At 68.5% G+C, this 16,018-nt stretch carries 18 protein-coding genes, 1 tRNA gene and 1 pseudogene; 12 read left to right on the forward strand and 8 right to left on the reverse strand.

Annotated elements, in window-relative coordinates; genetic code table 11:
- Nucleotides 1–142: 142 nt before the first annotated feature.
- Nucleotides 143–679 (reverse strand): GNAT family N-acetyltransferase, encoded by a 537-nt coding sequence (locus OG509_RS01700; RefSeq protein ID WP_406179437.1) that lies wholly within the window; start codon nt 677–679, stop codon nt 143–145.
- A 530-nt stretch (nt 680–1,209) separates the two neighbouring features.
- Between OG509_RS01700 and OG509_RS01705 the strand changes: the two genes are divergently transcribed.
- Entirely contained in the window at nt 1,210–2,148 is a 939-nt protein-coding gene (locus tag OG509_RS01705; RefSeq protein WP_406179439.1) for an NADP-dependent oxidoreductase, read from the forward strand.
- A gap of 136 nt (nt 2,149–2,284) precedes the next feature.
- On the opposite strand, the gene OG509_RS01710 is transcribed toward OG509_RS01705, so the two are convergent.
- The 3 genes from OG509_RS01710 to OG509_RS01720 all read right to left on the reverse strand — a co-directional run bounded on the left by OG509_RS01710 (nt 2,285) and on the right by OG509_RS01720 (nt 3,998).
- Nucleotides 2,285–2,515: a hypothetical protein gene (locus OG509_RS01710; protein WP_406179440.1), complete on the reverse strand. Its 231-nt coding sequence runs from the start codon at nt 2,513–2,515 to the stop codon at nt 2,285–2,287.
- 187 nt (nt 2,516–2,702) lie between these two features.
- Nucleotides 2,703–3,011, reverse strand: coding sequence for a hypothetical protein (locus OG509_RS01715; RefSeq protein WP_406179442.1), 309 nt, complete (start codon nt 3,009–3,011; stop codon nt 2,703–2,705).
- A 153-nt stretch (nt 3,012–3,164) separates the two neighbouring features.
- Nucleotides 3,165–3,998, reverse strand: a complete 834-nt coding sequence (locus OG509_RS01720; protein WP_406179443.1) for an AraC family transcriptional regulator — start codon at nt 3,996–3,998, stop codon at nt 3,165–3,167.
- A gap of 50 nt (nt 3,999–4,048) precedes the next feature.
- Here OG509_RS01720 and OG509_RS01725 point away from each other — a divergent pair, with 50 nt between their 5' ends.
- Complete coding sequence (locus tag OG509_RS01725; protein WP_406179445.1) at nt 4,049–4,522, forward strand: DUF2000 family protein; 474 nt, start codon at nt 4,049–4,051, stop codon at nt 4,520–4,522.
- A gap of 65 nt (nt 4,523–4,587) precedes the next feature.
- A complete protein-coding gene (locus OG509_RS01730) occupies nt 4,588–4,878 on the forward strand; it encodes a hypothetical protein (protein ID WP_406179447.1) in 291 nt (96 codons plus the stop codon).
- Between the two features lie 178 nt (nt 4,879–5,056).
- Here OG509_RS01730 and OG509_RS01735 read toward each other — a convergent pair whose 3' ends face one another.
- Together OG509_RS01735 and OG509_RS01740 are read right to left on the reverse strand one after the other, a co-directional pair.
- Nucleotides 5,057–5,560 carry a hypothetical protein gene (locus OG509_RS01735; RefSeq protein ID WP_406179449.1) on the reverse strand — a complete coding sequence of 168 codons (504 nt, stop codon included), beginning with the start codon at nt 5,558–5,560 and terminating at the stop codon, nt 5,057–5,059.
- A gap of 500 nt (nt 5,561–6,060) precedes the next feature.
- On the reverse strand, nt 6,061–6,213 hold the full coding sequence (locus OG509_RS01740; RefSeq protein ID WP_406179450.1) for a hypothetical protein: 153 nt from the start codon (nt 6,211–6,213) through the stop codon (nt 6,061–6,063).
- Between the two features lie 87 nt (nt 6,214–6,300).
- Between OG509_RS01740 and OG509_RS01745 the strand changes: the two genes are divergently transcribed.
- The 4 genes and pseudogenes from OG509_RS01745 to OG509_RS01760 all read left to right on the forward strand — a co-directional run.
- Nucleotides 6,301–6,374, forward strand: a tRNA-Trp gene (locus tag OG509_RS01745).
- 78 nt (nt 6,375–6,452) lie between these two features.
- Nucleotides 6,453–6,908, forward strand: coding sequence for an RpiB/LacA/LacB family sugar-phosphate isomerase (locus OG509_RS01750; protein WP_406179451.1), 456 nt, complete (start codon nt 6,453–6,455; stop codon nt 6,906–6,908).
- A gap of 118 nt (nt 6,909–7,026) precedes the next feature.
- The gene (locus OG509_RS01755; protein ID WP_406179452.1) at nt 7,027–7,191 is read left to right on the forward strand and encodes an IS3 family transposase; all 165 of its coding nucleotides are present in this window, start codon (nt 7,027–7,029) and stop codon (nt 7,189–7,191) included.
- Nucleotides 7,192–7,235: 44 nt separating this feature from the next.
- Nucleotides 7,236–7,355 (forward strand): annotated as a pseudogene (locus OG509_RS01760) (hypothetical protein); the annotation flags it as partial.
- Between the two features lie 75 nt (nt 7,356–7,430).
- Here the strand turns inward: OG509_RS01760 and OG509_RS01765 are convergent.
- Entirely contained in the window at nt 7,431–7,709 is a 279-nt protein-coding gene (locus OG509_RS01765) for a hypothetical protein (protein WP_406187849.1), read from the reverse strand.
- A gap of 312 nt (nt 7,710–8,021) precedes the next feature.
- A complete protein-coding gene (locus tag OG509_RS01770) occupies nt 8,022–9,083 on the reverse strand; it encodes a PucR family transcriptional regulator (RefSeq protein WP_406179454.1) in 1,062 nt (353 codons plus the stop codon).
- A 468-nt stretch (nt 9,084–9,551) separates the two neighbouring features.
- Between OG509_RS01770 and OG509_RS01775 the strand changes: the two genes are divergently transcribed.
- The 5 genes from OG509_RS01775 to OG509_RS01795 all read left to right on the forward strand — a co-directional run bounded on the left by OG509_RS01775 (nt 9,552) and on the right by OG509_RS01795 (nt 15,714).
- Nucleotides 9,552–11,834, forward strand: coding sequence for a hypothetical protein (locus tag OG509_RS01775; RefSeq protein WP_406179456.1), 2,283 nt, complete (start codon nt 9,552–9,554; stop codon nt 11,832–11,834).
- Nucleotides 11,835–11,907: 73 nt separating this feature from the next.
- Nucleotides 11,908–12,882: a hypothetical protein gene (locus OG509_RS01780; RefSeq protein ID WP_406179458.1), complete on the forward strand. Its 975-nt coding sequence runs from the start codon at nt 11,908–11,910 to the stop codon at nt 12,880–12,882.
- Between the two features lie 386 nt (nt 12,883–13,268).
- On the forward strand, nt 13,269–14,519 hold the full coding sequence (locus OG509_RS01785; RefSeq protein WP_406179459.1) for an esterase/lipase family protein: 1,251 nt from the start codon (nt 13,269–13,271) through the stop codon (nt 14,517–14,519).
- Between the two features lie 409 nt (nt 14,520–14,928).
- The gene (locus tag OG509_RS01790; RefSeq protein ID WP_406179461.1) at nt 14,929–15,063 is read left to right on the forward strand and encodes a hypothetical protein; all 135 of its coding nucleotides are present in this window, start codon (nt 14,929–14,931) and stop codon (nt 15,061–15,063) included.
- Between the two features lie 159 nt (nt 15,064–15,222).
- Nucleotides 15,223–15,714 carry a 2'-5' RNA ligase family protein gene (locus OG509_RS01795; RefSeq protein WP_406179462.1) on the forward strand — a complete coding sequence of 164 codons (492 nt, stop codon included), beginning with the start codon at nt 15,223–15,225 and terminating at the stop codon, nt 15,712–15,714.
- Nucleotides 15,715–16,018 lie beyond the last annotated feature (304 nt).

A 16,018-nucleotide genomic window follows, 5' to 3' on the forward strand; every position in this document is an offset into this window, starting at 1 on the left:
CCCTCACGGAATGTGTGCCAGAACCGAGTTCGGGCAGCACTTGTTGATCAAAGAGTCGGAAAATATCAGCGAGAACTGACACCGGTGTCGCAGGGGTGAGTCCTGTGCAGCGTGGCCGGACGGCCCTCGCGGAAAGGGCCCGTCACATCGGGAGGGAGAACAGACGCACTGGCTCCGAAGGCCAATGCGCATCGTCGCGCAGGGGCGTCACCATGGTCCGCAGTGGCATCGTCACCAGGCGGTCTTCGGGTTGTTCGACAAGTACCTCCTTGTCGAGGGGGTGCCATCCGAGGCGCTGGTACAGCGGCACGAGGGGAGGCCGGCAGAACAGGAGCGCGTGCTGCGGACCCATCGTGCGAGCGTGTTCAAGTGCCGCTGTGACCACACGCCGGGCCAACCCCTGGCCCTGCATGTCGGGTGCCACGGCCACTCCACCGAGGCCCACTACCTCTGTCTCGACGTCGCCGATCGCAACGGGCAGCCGTCGGAGGCCGGCGTGTGCCACAAGCCGGCCGCCGTGACTGATACCGAAGTGTTCTTCTTTGGGCAGCCATGTCAAACCGGCCGCGGCAACACCGAAGGGATCATCGCCGTCGCCGAGGATCTCGTCCTGGTCTGTCTTCGTGTACCGAGGGAGCCGCACCACAGCCGGTGCTGGAGAGGATTGATTCTCAGACATCCCCACATGATGATCTCTCCCCCGAGGACTGGCCAAGTGATCTATCAGCCGATCAACGGGAGAGGGCCGGGTGCGAGGCCGGCAGCCGGAGTCCCGTGCTGCGGGCCGGGCTTGAGTGATGGCGGGACGGTAGGTCGGTGCCGGTCTGGATCAGGTTGCCGTGGCGACCGCGGCGCCCTCCGCTGAGATCCGGTTCGGGCCGTCGACGTTTCCGGACGCGCCGGTCGCCGCCCGGTGCGGAGACAGCCTCCAAACGCAGTACTTATGTCCGTCACCTGCCACGGCGTCACCGCCACGGCACAGTCCGGCGGTACGTGACACCCGCCCGACCGGAATGACGATCAACAGGCCCACAACCAGCTTGCTGCCGATGGATGGTGCTCCGACTCCGGCTTTCGAGCCTCGCCGGGGACGAGCTCCGACACGGCCAACCTTCGAGCCTCAAGAGGGCTGCCCCGGGAGTGCCTTCGAGGCAGTACGGGGGCGAAACCACTTCCGTCTCATGATCATCGGGGCCCAGACTGATCTCCATGACGACGACACGGGTGATCACACAGCAGGCCATCGGCGGCTCCGACGTGCTGGAACTAGCCGAAGTTGCTCTCCCTTCGGCAGGTCCCGGCGAGGTCCTGGTGCGGGTGCGGGCCACCGGGATGAACCCCGCGGACTGGAAGGTCCGCATCGGCAAGGTGGACTTCTTCGGCCCGCCGCCGTTCGTACTGGGCCACGAGTTCAGCGGCACGGTCGAGGCCGTCGGCGAGGGCGCCTCCCGGTTCGCGGTGGGCGAGGAGGTCTACGGCTGGACCGTCCCGCCGCACGGCAGCCACGCCGACCACGTGGTGGTCGCCGAAGACCGCATCGCGCCCAAGCCGCGCACCCTGGACCACGTCGGCGCCGCCGCCCTGCCGATCTCCGGCTTCACCGCCTACCAGGCCCTGGTCACCCTCTCCGACGTACGGCCCGGCCAGCGTGTGCTGATCCACGGCGCGGCCGGCGGGGTCGGCCACCTCGGCGTACAGATCGCCAAGGCCCGGGGTGCGTACGTGATCGGCACGGCCCGCGCCGCCAAGCACGACTACCTGCGCGGGCTCGGCGCCGACGAACTGATCGACTACACGGTGGAGGACTTCTCGGCCCTGCGCGGCATCGACGCGGTGCTGGACACCGTCAGCAACGACTACGGCCCGCGCTCGCTGCCCACCCTCAAGCCGGGCGGCATCCTGGTCGACGTCGTCGGCGTCGGCGTGGACCGCACCGAGGTGACAGCCCGAGCCGCCGAACTCGACATCCGATTCGTGGAGTTCTTCCTCGATCCCACCCCCGCCGTGCTGACCGCCTTCGCCGAACTCGTCGACACCCACGGCGTACGCCCCACGATCTCCGAGACCTTCCCGCTCACGGAGATCGCGAAGGCCCATGACCTCAGCGAAACCGGCCGGGTGCAGGGCAAGATCGTCCTCGTGCCCTGAGTGCCACCGGCGTCGACGCCACTGCCGCATGCCTCATTACCCACCCCGCGCCGCGATCCCGAACAGAAACCCATCGCCCGGATGGGCAGGCCACCGCGTTCGCCGTCCATCCGCTGCCGTCTTGCCCGCGGGCGGTTCAACGGTGACGGCGGCGCAGGAGTGGGAAGGCCCCGACGATCGCGGCGGCGGAGAGAGCCAACAGGATTGCGCTCTCGACCGGTTGCAGCGGCCAGAAGTGGGACTCGGGGTGGTGACGGATCCCGATGCGGCCGGCCTGACGGGAGAAGTTCCAGTTGTCCCCGCCGCGCGGGTTCCCGTCGAGTGCGGACCAGAGAGAGGGGCGGAGCAGGATGAGGGCTGCCCACACGATCCCGACCGCTGTGACGGCCGTGGCTGCGTTTCCCGCCGGATCCAGGCCGCCAAGAGCACGAACGCGGGCAGGACGAGAAGCACGCCGGCGACCGGCACCGCCAGCTTGGCGTCGAGCCAGCGGGCCGGACTGACCGACTGGGTCCACTGGAGTCGGTAGGTCCCGGACTCAAACTCGCGCCCGATCAGCGGCCCCGCGGCGAACGCGCCAAGGAGCAGAGGCAGTACACCCATGGCAAGCCCCACGATGCCGAACATTTTGTGACGTACAGGCTGCGGGAGAGGAAGCCTCGGGCCTGGATGCCGCATCCGCGCACCGTGTGCTCCACTTTGCAGCCGGTTGCAGCGAGATCCTCGGCCAGTGACTGGACGTACCAGCGGCCGGCGGGCAGGGCGATGGCGGCGAGCAGCACGAGGGCGAGTGCGGCCCACAGCACGTGGCGGTGCAGGCCAATAGTGACTCGAAGGGGTCCGCGCAGGTCGGGGAGGGTCATACCGCTGCCTCCATGGCCGGGGTGAGCAGGGCCGGGACGTCCGAGGCGCCCAAGTGGGCGAGCACCAGTTCTTCCAGTGTGGGTTTGATGGCCTGCCAGCCGTCGCCGTCGGTACTTACGGACCCTTCCGGACGAATGCCCTGCCCGAAGGCCTCAGTCGCCGGACATCGGGGAGCAGGTGTAGCGCCCGGGGGTGGTGCCCACGACTCGCTTGAAGTGCCGGGTGAAGTGGGACTGGTCGTGGAATCCCGCCTCGACCGCCACCTCGGCGGCCGGGCGGCCATCGAGGAGCAGCCGGCGGGCCAGGGCGACTCGGCGCGAGATGAGGTACTGGTGCGGGGCGATACCGAAGGCGGCGCTGAACGAGCGAACAAGGTGGGCGGGGTGGGCCTGAATGAGAGCGGCCGCTTCCGGCAGGGAAATGCCCGCGACCACCCGCTCGTCGAGGAGTTCGCGCAGGCTGCCCGCGATGGCGTGGCGGGCGCCGGCGCGGGCGCCGAGCGATGCGGTGTGGGCGCCGGGAAGTTCGAGGCGCGGCTGGAGCAGGACGCGCAGCCGTTCACCGATGAGGGCCAGTCGGCTCTCCGCTTCGAATTCGTCACCGGGAGAGGTCAGGGCGCGGTGGAGCTGCCCAACGCGTCGGCGCAGGACCGAGTCAGCGAGGTCCGGACCGTCTACGGCGGCGCCGATGAAGCGCTCCTCCAGCACCGTCGTATCGAGGTAGACGACGCGCTTGCGGAACCCGTGCGAGGTGGCGGCGGAGCCGTTGTGCGCAACCTGGGGCGGGAGCAGGCTCACGGTGCCGCCCGGGGTGCCGCGCCGGTGGCGGTCCAGGTCGTAGCGGACAGCGCCGTCATCGACGATCAGCAGGGTCCACTCGTCGTGGACGTGCATGGGGTACGCGTGCGCGGTGAAACGGGCGTGGAAAACCTCGACGACACCCGCGACCCGCGGGCGCCAGGCCGAGACTTCCTGCTGGAGCTGCACGCAAAGAACGTACAAGACCGCGCGAGGCCGAGCCCGGCAGTCTCAAGGCCATGAGCAACGAGACGAAGAACGAGAACATCGAGCAGGTCGAAGCCGGCGGCGCGGACATGCCCGTGCGCTTCGACACCAAGATCGCGGTGCTGCTGCGCGACGACCTGGAGACGTGGCAGCGGCTGAATGTCACCGCGTTCCTCGTCAGCGGGCTCGGAACGGCCCTTCCCGAGGTGGTCGGCGAGCCGTACCAGGACGCCGATGGCACCCCCTACCTGCCGATGTTCCGCCAGCCCGTCCTGGTCTTCGAGGGCGGGAAGGAAGCGGTGACGGCGGCGCACGAGCGCGCAGTGCGGCGCGGGCTGCCGACCGCGGTGTTCACCTCGGACCTGTTCGGCACGGGCCACGACCGCGCAAACCGGGCAGCGGTGGCGGCCGTGGGCAAGGACCAGCTCGACCTGGTCGGGATCGCCGTCCACGGGCCGCGCAACTCAGTGGACAAGGTCCTCAAGGGCGCCCGCATGCACAGGTGAGCTGCGCGTCTGGATCACGGCAGGGGCGAGTGATGACGGCGGTTCCCGGGTGGCACCCTGGAGCGATGCGACCTGGAACCGACGTCACCGAGAACGACCTGCGGCATCTGCTCAATGAGTGGGATCCGCTCGGCGTCGCCGACGACGTGAAGGACGAGTACGACTGCATGCTCGCCCCTCTCCTCCAGCAACTCCGTGGTGGCGCGGGCCAGTCGGAGATCGGTGCGTTTCTGCGACACGAGCTGGAGGATCACTTCGGTCTCGACCCTGTGGGCCTGCGGCCAGACGCAATGGCCGCCCGAGTGAACTCCTGGTGGGTATCGGCCGGCAGGGCCGACGGCACCAGTTGCGCATAGCCGCTCCTCGCCCTCGACGCCCGACAGCGAGCTGGCCGCGCCGGAGCCGGACTGCGGTCACGTGGTTCGACAAACTCGCGGTCCGGTACGAAGCCACCGTTCTGATCTCGGTCATCAGCGGATGGCTGTGACCGGCAGCGAACCCGACAGAACAACCTCCTTGGCCTCTGTGTAACGGTCACACGTTGACGTCGAGGAGGTAGTTGTTGGTGATCACGAACGTCACCAGATTCGTCCCCGTACCGAAGGTGCCCGTCCCGGAGTCGCGCGCTTGGCCGCTGGAGCCTCGTTCGGTGGCGTTGCCGGATGCTGCGGATGTGTCCCGGTCGAGACGTCGGTCGATCGTGATCCGGAAGGTCTGCCCCGTGTCTGTTCGCCTGAGGGTGTCGGTGGTCCTGGTCGCGTAGAAGAGGGCACCGCTGCTCGTCACCGAGCCGGAGATCGTCAGTTCGGCCGCGAAGGACCGGTCCGGTGTCGAGCAGCGGAAGTTGCCTCCGCTTCTGCCGTCGACGGCGCCGTTGAGGGGGTGGACGTTCACGTTGATCGAACCCTCGCAGTTGAAGGTCGTCAGTCGCGAAGCGGCGACGTCGGCGGCAACGGTCGGTCCTGAGTCGGCTCCTGCCAGGAGCAGGGCCGTTGCACCGGCGGCGGCCCAACCACGAGTGGACACTGGGAACCTCACGGTTCTCCTTCGGAACGCGCATGTGCATGCGAAATACAACGATGTGCGCACCGTACTGGCCGGTGTCCCATCGCTTCGCGACTGTTCGAGACTGCCTCACCCCGGCGGGTGATCGGATTCACCGGAGAAACGATCACGCCGTGCCTGCCCTCGCCCCGGGCTCAGGGCAGGCCGGTCCGCCTCCGGGTGGATCAAGTGGGATCCGGTCGATGTGGTCGGGCCGGTGCGGACGGCGGCCTGGTCCGGGCCGAGCAGCGCGGCCTCGGCAACCAGCGGGCTCAGGCCCGGGTGCGCGGCCACGTTCTCCACGCGACGGTGGCCCGGACCTGGGCCCGGGCGGCTCCGTAGCCGGGCCAAAGACGGTAGCGCTCTCAAGGCGGCGGCCGCTGCCTGGCCTGCGAAGCAAGGACAGAGACCGCCGCGGGTGAAGCCCGTACCTCGCGCCCCCTGGTCGGCGAGCGGCTCGGCGAACTCGGCGTCACCGCGGCATCCGCATGAGCTCACCGGGCGCCCTCGAACACGGCCGTGGCCTCCACACCACGTCCGGGCGGGTCGCGGAAGCCTTCCACAAGGGCATCCAGGCCCTGGCGCAGTACATCGCCCGGGATGGCGGCGGTGCTCCCAGGCGGGCGCATGTCGAGCGGGCTCGACACCGGCCAACTGGTAGCCCTCGCCCACCTCGGCATCGACTGGGCACGATGAGAGCGGTCCTGGGACCGCCTAGGATGCCGGGGTGGGCAGAGCCGTAGCGCAGAGGTCGACGCGCGCGGTCTCCAAAATCGCGAGGACGCCGGTTCGAATCCGGTCGGCTCCGTCCACGACTGACTGAATCGGCCGGGCCATTCCGCGACGCGCGGCGACCGTCCGTTCCACGGCCGGTTAGTCTCGGGGCATGCGGATCTCCGTTTCCTCGGACATGGACGAACCCGTGGCTCGCGCACTCCTCGGGCAGCTGCGCGACCGCGGACACGACGTGGTGACGTACGGGGCGCTGAGCCCCGGCGACGATCCGCAGTGGGCAGCCTGTTCGGAGGCGGCGGCCCGCGAGGTCGCCGCCGGGAACGCCGACCAGGCCGTCGTGTGCTGCTGGACCGGTACGGGCGCCTCGATCGCCGCGAACAAGGTTCCCGGCGTACGCGCGGCACTGTGCACGGATGCCTACACCGCGGACGGTGCGCGCCGCTGGAATGACGCCAACGTGCTCGCGCTCAGCCTGCGCCTGACCTCCGAGCCGCTGCTCAAGGAGATCCTCGACGCCTGGTTCGCCGCCGAGGCGAGCGCAGACGCCGAAGACCGGGAGAACGTCGCGCGCATCGAACGGCTCGACAACACCAGAACCACACCCTGAATGAAGGCAGTGACGCCGACGGGTGGGGTAGTTCGCTTCCGGCACCGCGGTCTGGTCCGCTCACGTCCCCCCTCGCGGCCGCACACGACATCCGGCTCTCCGTAGGCCGCACGGGCGTGTGCTGGAACACGCCCTCGCCGAGTCCACCTTCGCCGGCCTGAAGAACGAACTCGTCAGCCGACACAGCTGGCGCACCAAAGCAGCGACCCGCTCCGCGATCTTCGAGTACATCGAAGGCTGGTGGCGGGCTTCAACGGCGCCACCGACTTCCGCAACCTGCTGATGGTCTTCGCGATGCCGGCCGGCCGCTAGCTCCCGAACCTCTGCATGTTGGCCCTGGCCGGACGTCTCGCCCGGCAGCAGGCGGTCGTGGTCACCGTCGGCACCCTCCGCGCGCAGGGAGTCAACTTCGTCGTCCTTGCTACCACGGCGGCCGTCATCCTGGCGCTGCTCAACTTCCCGGACACCCCGTGTGCCGCCGACCGCATCCCCGGGGCGGCGGCACACGATGGCTCTGCCCGGTCAGACCGCTTCGAGGACGTCCGCCACGGTGAGGCGGGACAGGCTGTCCGGGTTCAGCCGGTGCCCCTCGACGACCAGGTACTGATCGTCCGCCCCGACGCGGAGCGCGACCGCGTTCTCCGGCCTCCGGTAGAAGTCGGGGCGTTCACCCCGCACGGCATTCAGCGCGAACTCCCGCGCCTTTTCCAGGGACATCGGCTCGGACGTACGGATCTCCGCGCCGTACCGGTTCTTCGCCAGACCGATCTCGGCCACGACGACGTGGCGGCCTTCGCCCATGTTCACTCCTTCTCCCCATCCGATGATCATCTTCGGTTTCGGATCGCAGTCTCCGGACTGCCCCCCGTTACGGCCCGGGCTCGGCGCCCGCTGCGACCTCGCCGTTGCCCGTCCGTCACCCGGATCTCCAGGAAGCCGGGACGGACCGCCCGGTCAGCCCCGCGGTCCGGTCCCCATCACTGTGGCGCTGGGCCTCTGCCGCCGGCCCTGCCGGGACGCGGGTGAGGACGGCGGCGTCGGCGATCACGTCCGGCACATGCTCCGGCGGGCTGGACCGGAGCGCGTGGCCGGGGCCGAGGGGCATCGGGGTTCTCATGCTTCGGCGTCAGGCCAGCCCAGGAGGCGGGCACCGATCACTGCCGTCTGGAGGGTGTAGCGGTTCACCGGGTCAGCAGGGTCAGCGCCGGTCAGGGTGTGGATCCGCTCCAGCCGGTAGGTCAGCGCGCGCACGCTCAACAACAGGCGGCGGGCGGCCTCGGTGGCCACACAGCCGCTGTCGAAATACGCGGTAAGGGTGTCGATGAAGAGCCGGGCCCCGCCCCGGCCCTTGCGCAGGGGCCCCAGCACGCTTTCCACCAGGTCGGCCATCGCCTGCCGGTCCCGCGCGAGCACCGGATACACCAGCATGTCCGCGGCGTACAGGACCGGCCCCTCCAGGCCCATCCGCTCGGCCAAGTCCAGTGCGTTGAGCGCCTCCTCGTAGGAGTGCACCACGCCGCCGGCACCAGGGTGGGAGCGGCCTATCGCGACCCGTCCACCGTCGGTGGCCGCGTACGCCTCCTTCGCGAAGAAGGCCAGAACGTCCGGCCGGTCCCCGGGAGCCACACAGATCAGCCGCCCGTCCTTGGTGGTCAGCAGAACCTGCCGGCCCGCGAACCGGGACAGGACTGCCAACTCGATCCCATGCGCCACCGGGTAGCCGTCGCCGTAGGGCTCAGGTCCACAAGCCACGGCCACCGCGTGGGCCGGGGAAAGCCGCAGCCCGAACCGTTCCGCGCGCTCCGCCAGCCTTCCCAGGCCGCTGCGGCCATAGAGCAGGTCGTCGATGAACTCGCGGCGCGCGGCCTCCTCCTGGCGCACGGCCTGATACTGGGCACGCTCGTAGCCCTCCGCGAAGGCGTCTACTGCCTGTTCGGTCACAGCAAGCAAGGAGCCTGCCTGCTGGATCGGCACCCGTGTGAGGACCTCCTGGGACGCGGCCAGGTGCTCGCGGATCATCACGCGCAGGGTGAGGCCGAGCCCTGCAGCCCGCTCGCCGGCGGCGCGGCGTGCCTCCAGCTCGGCGCGAGTCATCCTGCGCCCGGTGTTACAGGCGTCGCGCAGGCACTCGGCATACTCCGCCAACTGGTCTGGCGGTGCTTCCCGCTCCGTCACGCACTCCCCCGTCCACGTTGCGTCGGCGAACCCACTGACGCGGAATCAGGGTGCCACAGTCAGAAGAAGTCTCCTTCACCAGCAGCGAGTGGTGGGTAATGACTGCCGGTCAACGGCAATGCGCTGTAGCGAAAGGGCAGAGAGGATCAAGGAACGCCCTGTGCCAAGGAGGGCTGTGCCGGTGTCCGGTACCTGCAGATCGCTGCCGCGCTGCAACGCTGGATGCGGCAGGCCTCGACCAGCGCCAGCCCGCAGGCCGCGCGCCATTTGCCGGTTCCGATCGTCCGTAAATATGGGTGTTTTGGCGCTCTGCAGGGAAAATCGTCTTGAGTTGAACGGGGGCGGTCATGTCGGGGGACTTCGCACAGGATCGGGCCTGTTCGCACAAAACGACCTGGGCACGGGGAACGGATTCCGCCCCCCTGAGGACCCAGTCGCAGCTCAACGGTCTGTGAGGGGGAGCAGTACATGCTGACGTACCACGAAGTCATGACGACCGACCTGGGCCTGCTGACTACGGCAGCCGGCAAGTGGGACGAGATGGCGAGCGAGCTGAAGAAGGTCGAGACCCGTTACGGCGACAGCGTCCAGAAGATCACCATGGGGCCGGACTGGAGCGGCGTCAGCGTCGGCGTCGCCCACACGAGCTTCGCCGCGACGCGGTACGAGTACTCCGCCGCCCAGATCCAGGCCAAGGCGATCGCGAGCCTGCTGCGAGATGCCCACACCCAGTTCACCGACCTGAAGAAGCGGGTCGAGTCCGCGCGCGACGACGCGATCAAGGCGGGCATGACCGTCTCGGAACAAGGCACAGTCGCGTTCGACTACGCCAAACTGACTCCCGGCGAGCGCAGCGCCTACCACCACGACCTCGACGGCCAGACCACCATCCGGGACGCGGTCAACAAGTGGCAGCAGCACATCGACGACCAGGCGAAAGCCGTCTCCGAAGCCGACCACGGTGTCAAGATCGCCCTTGAGGCAGCCGTGGTCGACAGCAACAAGGACGCCTTCGGCAAGGGCAACGACCAGACCCTCAACGGCTTCAACGCCGACGCACAAGGCGACATCGAGATCTACGAAGCCCGCAACGCCGAGGACATCGCCACCCGCATCAACAGTGGCGACAAGGTGTCGGCAGCCGACTACGCAGAGCTGGACCGCTCCTTCCGCGACAACGCCAAGAGCACCGAGTTCAACCAGACCTTCCTCAACGGGATGGGCGCGCAGAACACGATCAATCTGACGAACAGGCTCAGCGACCACGCATACGGCGACGACAAAGGCAATCAGCAGCGCTATACGGACCTGCAAAAGGGCCTCGCCCACTCGCTGTCGAACGCGATGCAGGACCCGAAGTCGAAGTTCTACCGAGAATTCCGGGCACAGCTGAAGCAGGCCGGCGTCCAGCAGTTCGACCTGAACCAGATTGCCGACAGCCCCCAGATCGGCACCGGTCACGGGCAGAAGGTCCGCGGCTACCAGAGCCTGGTCACGCTCATGCAGAATGGCGACGGCTACTCGGCAACCTTCATGCACGACCTGGCCGACGACATCCGCAGTGCAGAGGACAAGAAGCGGGGTGGCAACTCCGATATCTGGGATCTGACGAGCGACTTCAGCGGCAGGAACAAGGGCTGGTTCGCGAACGACCCCCTCGACGGACTCCTCGGCATCATGTCCAAAGACCCCGCGGCCACCACCTCCTACCTCGACCCCGGACCCGACGGCAAGAACGACACCCTGCAGTATCTGGTGAAGGACCGCGACTGGAACCACGTCGACACCACGTACTGGATGGGCAACATCGAACACACCGGCAGTGACACCTTCGACAAGGACGTCCGAGCGGGACTGGGACTCGCCTTGGAGAGCGCCACGACCGGCCATGCACCAGGCTCCCCCGGCACAGAGCTCGGACGACACCTTGAGTGCGAGGCCCGCGTCATGCATGAGGCGGTCAACCTGTTCGACTACGGCGACGGCAACGGCAAGGACGACAAGGGAGAGCTGAAGGGGCAAGGCGACAACGTCCTCAAGAGCGAGGAGTACGCGAACGTGCGCGGCCCGCTCGCCCGGGCGCTCTCTTCATACTCGCCCGACATCGTGGACATCATTGCCGGCGATGGGCCCGGCGACTTGGTCGGCAAGGACGATGCACTGGCGAACGGCGACCGCTCGCAGATCCAGAACAGCAGGAGCAGCCTGCTGCGTGTGCTGCGCGGAGTGTCCGAGGACCCGGAGAACTACTTCCTCCTGCACGAGTCCGAGCGGCGCTACATGGCCGAGCAGCTCACCACGCAAGACCTGTCCGACCCTGAGGCACTGAAGAACCGTGCCGCGAAGATCGGTGAGGTCAACGGCGCCATCAACGCGATCGGCGGCGACATCCACCTCAGCGAACGGGATGCCAAGCTCAGTGCGGCCGGTGACATGCGCGTCTACGGCTACCACGTCATCGGCGGAGCGATCACGGGCATCCCCGTCGTCGGCGACATGGCCCAGCGCGTAGTCGACGGGTGCTGGAATGAATGGCTCAAGGGAGTCAGCTCCGAGGAGGGCCTGCTGGCCCGGGAACGCATCAGCTCCGGCAACGACGCGGCACAGACGGACCTCAGCCGGTTCTTCAAGAGCTGGGGCGACGAAAGCCACCAGTCACAGACCACGGTCGGTGCCGCCCAGCGCGAAGCACAGCAGAGTTACACCAGCGGGCGGGAAAGCGCCTACGACGCACTGCGCGAACGGAAGTGACCCCATGTCTGCAATATCCCCAGGAGCACGTCGGCGCTACTCGGTCGCAGGGCTGGCTGCCGCCCTCGTCCTGGTGGGCAGTGGCGGGCTGTTCACTTGGTGGAACACCGACGTGCTGGGGCAAGACCGATTCTGCGGTGACGCCCTGGACTCGTCGGAGGCAAGCACCGTGCTGAGCGGGTTCGGCAGGCTGACGCAGAGCGGGTACTACGAAGAATCGGAGCCGTATTACTCCTTCTCATGCAAAGTCCAGCGCACCAGCAAATTCCTGGGCGGCGACCAGCCAAGACTGGAGGCGGAGCTCTCCTTCGACGAGGCCGACTTCGGGCTGGGAGGTTCACGTCTGTGGAAGAACGCCTCGGCCTCCTCCTACTTCGTCGGCGGAACCACCGGCGCCGCCTCCGAGACGCAGGCATGGGTGCTGCTGCCCACCGGCTGCGCCAAGGAAATCAGGCCAGGCTCCCGCCACGCCGACGTGCCGGTACTCAAGATGAGCCTCACCCGAGGCCGCAGTAACCCCACGGCTCTGGCGAAGGCCGCGATGGCTGCCGCCCAGCACGTCGCCGACGGCCTCGGCTGCACAGGCACCAGCGCACTGAAGATGCCCGCCCGCCTGCAGGGGCCGACGGGCGAAACCGACACGGCCACCCCCTGTGGCGTAAAGGGCTTCCGAATCCCGGAAGCCGCCCTCTTCAAGGGGAAGGCTGAGGCCGGCACGGCGCTTGTCACCGGCCGTGGATCCCGGACACGGGTGTGCGAGATGATGCTTCAAGGTCCCGGTGAGCCTCGCATCACGCTGGCCGTCAGCGACGACCCCGCCGTGACTCAGGGGGTGCGCCGCGATGAGACGGCCACGCAAGGAAGCGGCCGAACCGTCACCGCTTGTGCCTCCGGCGATCTCTACGTCGGCGTGAGTTTCAACGACGCTTACCGGGATGTACTCCTGGACCAGGGCAAGGACGCGTACGAGACGGCGCGCGCCGCCCTCTTCAACTCCTTCCAGCAGGCCGTGGGCAACGACTACGGATGTCCGACCCGCGGAGAATGAACGCGCGGCGGCGCCGGCAGGCCGACGACTGCAGGGCGCCGCCGCCACTGACCGCTATGCGCATCGCGGCCACCTGCTTCTGGTCGACGCATACGGCTGACCAAATCACGGTATGCCCGTAGTGCCGGGGGGCGCTCGAAGCCGTCTCTCAGCCGTAGTTCACGCCCGGCCGAATGCTCTCGGGCCTCGGGCCCGCATCATCGTTTCTTCCCTGTCGGCCCTGTGACCTGCGCGGAAAGGGCGTCGGGTCGTAAGAGTGACGTGGTCTGGATTCGCTGGTAGCGGGATCCGAGCCTCGCAATCATGGGTTCCGCTTTCGACCCTGAAAGCGGCGGCCTCACGGGTGGCTCAGCCCGGCCGCACCATGAGAGGGAGGAACTGGATTCATGTCCATGCCTGTTGTGAACATCTGGGACAACGCCATGCCGGGCGCTCAGCCCGCGTACCCGAGGACTTCCGCGTGGGACGCCACGTGGCCACTCGAAGGGGGAACCGCCTGGGTGTTCTACAGCACGCCGGGCCAGAGCCGGGTCAGGAAGCCGGTGATCCTCTCCGACGGCTTCTCCGGCGGGAAGAGCGATCCCGACGCCCTGTGGAACGCCCTGGAGAACGGCGAGTACCCCTTCGTCTCCTCGCTGCGGGAGGCCGGCTTCGACCTGGTTCTCCTCGGCTTCGACGAGCGGTCCGCGTCCATCATCGACAACGCCGACGTGGCGATCCAGTGCATCAAGAAGGCGATCGACGACCGCGAAGGTACCGCCAAGCTGACGGTCGGCGGTTTCAGTATGGGTGGGCTGGTCACGCGTTACGCCCTCGCGAAGATGCAGCACGAGGGTGACGACCCCGAGACCTCGACCTATCTCTCCTACGACACCCCTCACCGCGGCGCCTGGCTGCCCATCGCGGTACAGGCGTTCGCGCACTGGGTGAAGGACAACTGGGGCTCGATCCCGGGGTTCGGCGAACTCCTCGGCAGCTTCTCCGTGCTGGTCAACAGCCCGGCCGCCCGAGAACTGCTGCGCTGGCACATCGATACCGTCACCGCCGAGGCCGGAGAGGACCGGGCCCGCATCGACTTCCTCGCCGAACTCGAGCGGGTCGGCGGCTGGCCCCAGGGCGTACGCCGGCTCGGTGTCGGAAACGGGACGGGCACCGGCGCCGGAAACAACATCCCGGCCGGCGTGACGGCGATGCGGACCATCGGTCAGGAGCTGACGGGCACCCGTCTGGACACACAGAACACGGGCGAACAGGTCGTCGCCGTCCTGAAAAAGGCCGGAGCCACCGAGATCCAGATCACCACCAGCGGCCTGCCCGACATCGACGGCGCTCCGGGCGGCCTGTTCCCCGAAGCGCACAACCTCCCGGGCCACCCCGGGAACTTCGGAACCGCCGCTTTCCTGGCCGGGCTTCTCGAAGGCCAGCCGGCCGAACTCACCTACAACACGAGCACGTTCGTCCCGAGCGTCAGTGCAGTGGCGTCCGGCGACATCGACGACCACGACACGCTTTACAGCAAGATCGACGCCGCCGACAGCGAACTCGACGCCTTCATGTGCGCCAGCGAGAACGAGGGACACACCCTGATGACCGAGGAACTCGGCGAGTGGATCCTGACCAAGCTCCAGGGCGAATAACCCACTGCCACGACGATGACCGGATCCCGGTCCTGGCACGACCGACGGGACCCGGGATCCGGTCACCGAGCCGTCCGGCCGCCGTCACAGCCACGCGGCCGAGCGCACCAGTCCGGCGAGTGCAAGGGTGCGACTGTGCCCCGTCTGCACCCTTGAAGTAGGCCGGCCACCGGGCGGCCAACCCGGCGGCGGCGCAGGCGCGGGCGGCGGCCCGGCGCTGCAACACCTCGAACGGCAGACGGCCCTCTTCGACGTCCCTGACGACCGGTTCACCATCGAGGACCAGGCCTGTACGGCAACAGCTCGGTGGCCGCCACCAAGTCCGGGAACCGGTCCTGAACCAGCGACCGCGCCGGGTCGGCACCAGCACCCGCCCGCCCGGGTCGGCTGCGGTGACCACGAGCGCCCGGTGGCCGTCCAGCTTCTGCTCGTACGCCCCGCCCACAGTCCGTGCCGGGGCTGGGGCCGGGGCTGGATGCGGCGCGGTGGCGGCACGCACCGCTGGTCCGTGCCTCTGCTCCTCACCGTCCTCCTCGCGGCCTGAAGTGAGACCCCCACGGGCCTCGAACTGCCTCACTGCGGCGTACATTGCGAGGATGTCACCCCGCACGCGCGGGTGTCGGCCGTCCAGTGTCGGGGCTCGTAGCCGGCCTGCGATGATGATGGCGTGCCAGATCCAGGGACCACTGCCGTCGTCATTGTCTTGCCCGATGCCGCCCCGCTCCTCGATGCGGCGTGGCGTATCGACCCGGCACTGGTGCGTCACGGGGTGCCGGCGCACGTCTCGCTCCTCTACCCGTTCGTGCCGGAATCGGCGCTGACAGGTCAGGACGAGAAGGGCGTGCGTTCCCTGGCGGCAAGTTTCCCGGCAGCTGATCTGCTCTTGGAGGAGCTCGTGACGGCGTCCGGGTTCGTCGGCGTCACCGTTCCGCAACTCCAACCGATCGTCGATGCGTTCCACACCCAGTGGCCCGGGCTGCGCCCGTACGGGGGCCGCTTCGGCACGCGGCCCGCCACCCATGTCACGGTCGCCATGGGTGCAGACAACCCGACAACCTCCGCCCAAGTCCGCACTGCGGTCGGCAGCCTGCTGCCGCTACGAACCCGTGCGGCCGCGGTCCAGCTGGTGGTGCTGACGGAGGAAGGCTGGCGGCCGCGGTTCACCGCGCCTCTCGGCGTCCCAGGCCGGCCGTGAACACCACCCGCCAGTCCCTCTCCCCTGGCCGCGACCACAGCCAGAGGCCTGCAGGGGCCCGGTGACCTGGCCGGCGCCATCACCGCCGGCGCGGCCTTCTTCGCCGTCTTGTTCACGGTGATGGGCAATTGCGGGACCGGCGAGCGGGCTAGCCACTCCGAGCCCTCGTCCACGGCCGGTCCGCCGACGGCGAGGCGCAGACCCGCCGGCAGCGCGGGAAGATCGACGGCCGGGCGACACTGCCGCTGTCCCGCGTGCCCCCGGCCACTCCGGCCAGTCCCACCACGACACCGGCCCACGCGCC

Origin of the sequence: Streptomyces sp. NBC_01006 (assembly GCF_045162725.1) — a bacterium.
In the GTDB taxonomy this organism is placed as follows: domain Bacteria; phylum Actinomycetota; class Actinomycetes; order Streptomycetales; family Streptomycetaceae; genus Streptomyces.

Coding starts and splice junctions, on each gene's coding strand:
- OG509_RS01730 (WP_406179447.1), top strand. CDS start 4,588: ATGCGACCTGGAACCGACGTCACCGAGAACGACCTGCGGCATCTGCTC.
- OG509_RS01715 (WP_406179442.1), bottom strand. CDS start 3,011: ATGACCCTCCCCGACCTGCGCGGACCCCTTCGAGTCACTATTGGCCTG.
- OG509_RS01765 (WP_406187849.1), bottom strand. CDS start 7,709: ATGGGCGAAGGCCGCCACGTCGTCGTGGCCGAGATCGGTCTGGCGAAG.
- OG509_RS01750 (WP_406179451.1), top strand. CDS start 6,453: ATGCGGATCTCCGTTTCCTCGGACATGGACGAACCCGTGGCTCGCGCA.
- OG509_RS01705 (WP_406179439.1), top strand. CDS start 1,210: ATGACGACGACACGGGTGATCACACAGCAGGCCATCGGCGGCTCCGAC.
- OG509_RS01785 (WP_406179459.1), top strand. CDS start 13,269: ATGTCCATGCCTGTTGTGAACATCTGGGACAACGCCATGCCGGGCGCT.
- OG509_RS01725 (WP_406179445.1), top strand. CDS start 4,049: ATGAGCAACGAGACGAAGAACGAGAACATCGAGCAGGTCGAAGCCGGC.
- OG509_RS01700 (WP_406179437.1), bottom strand. CDS start 679: ATGTCTGAGAATCAATCCTCTCCAGCACCGGCTGTGGTGCGGCTCCCT.
- OG509_RS01775 (WP_406179456.1), top strand. CDS start 9,552: ATGCTGACGTACCACGAAGTCATGACGACCGACCTGGGCCTGCTGACT.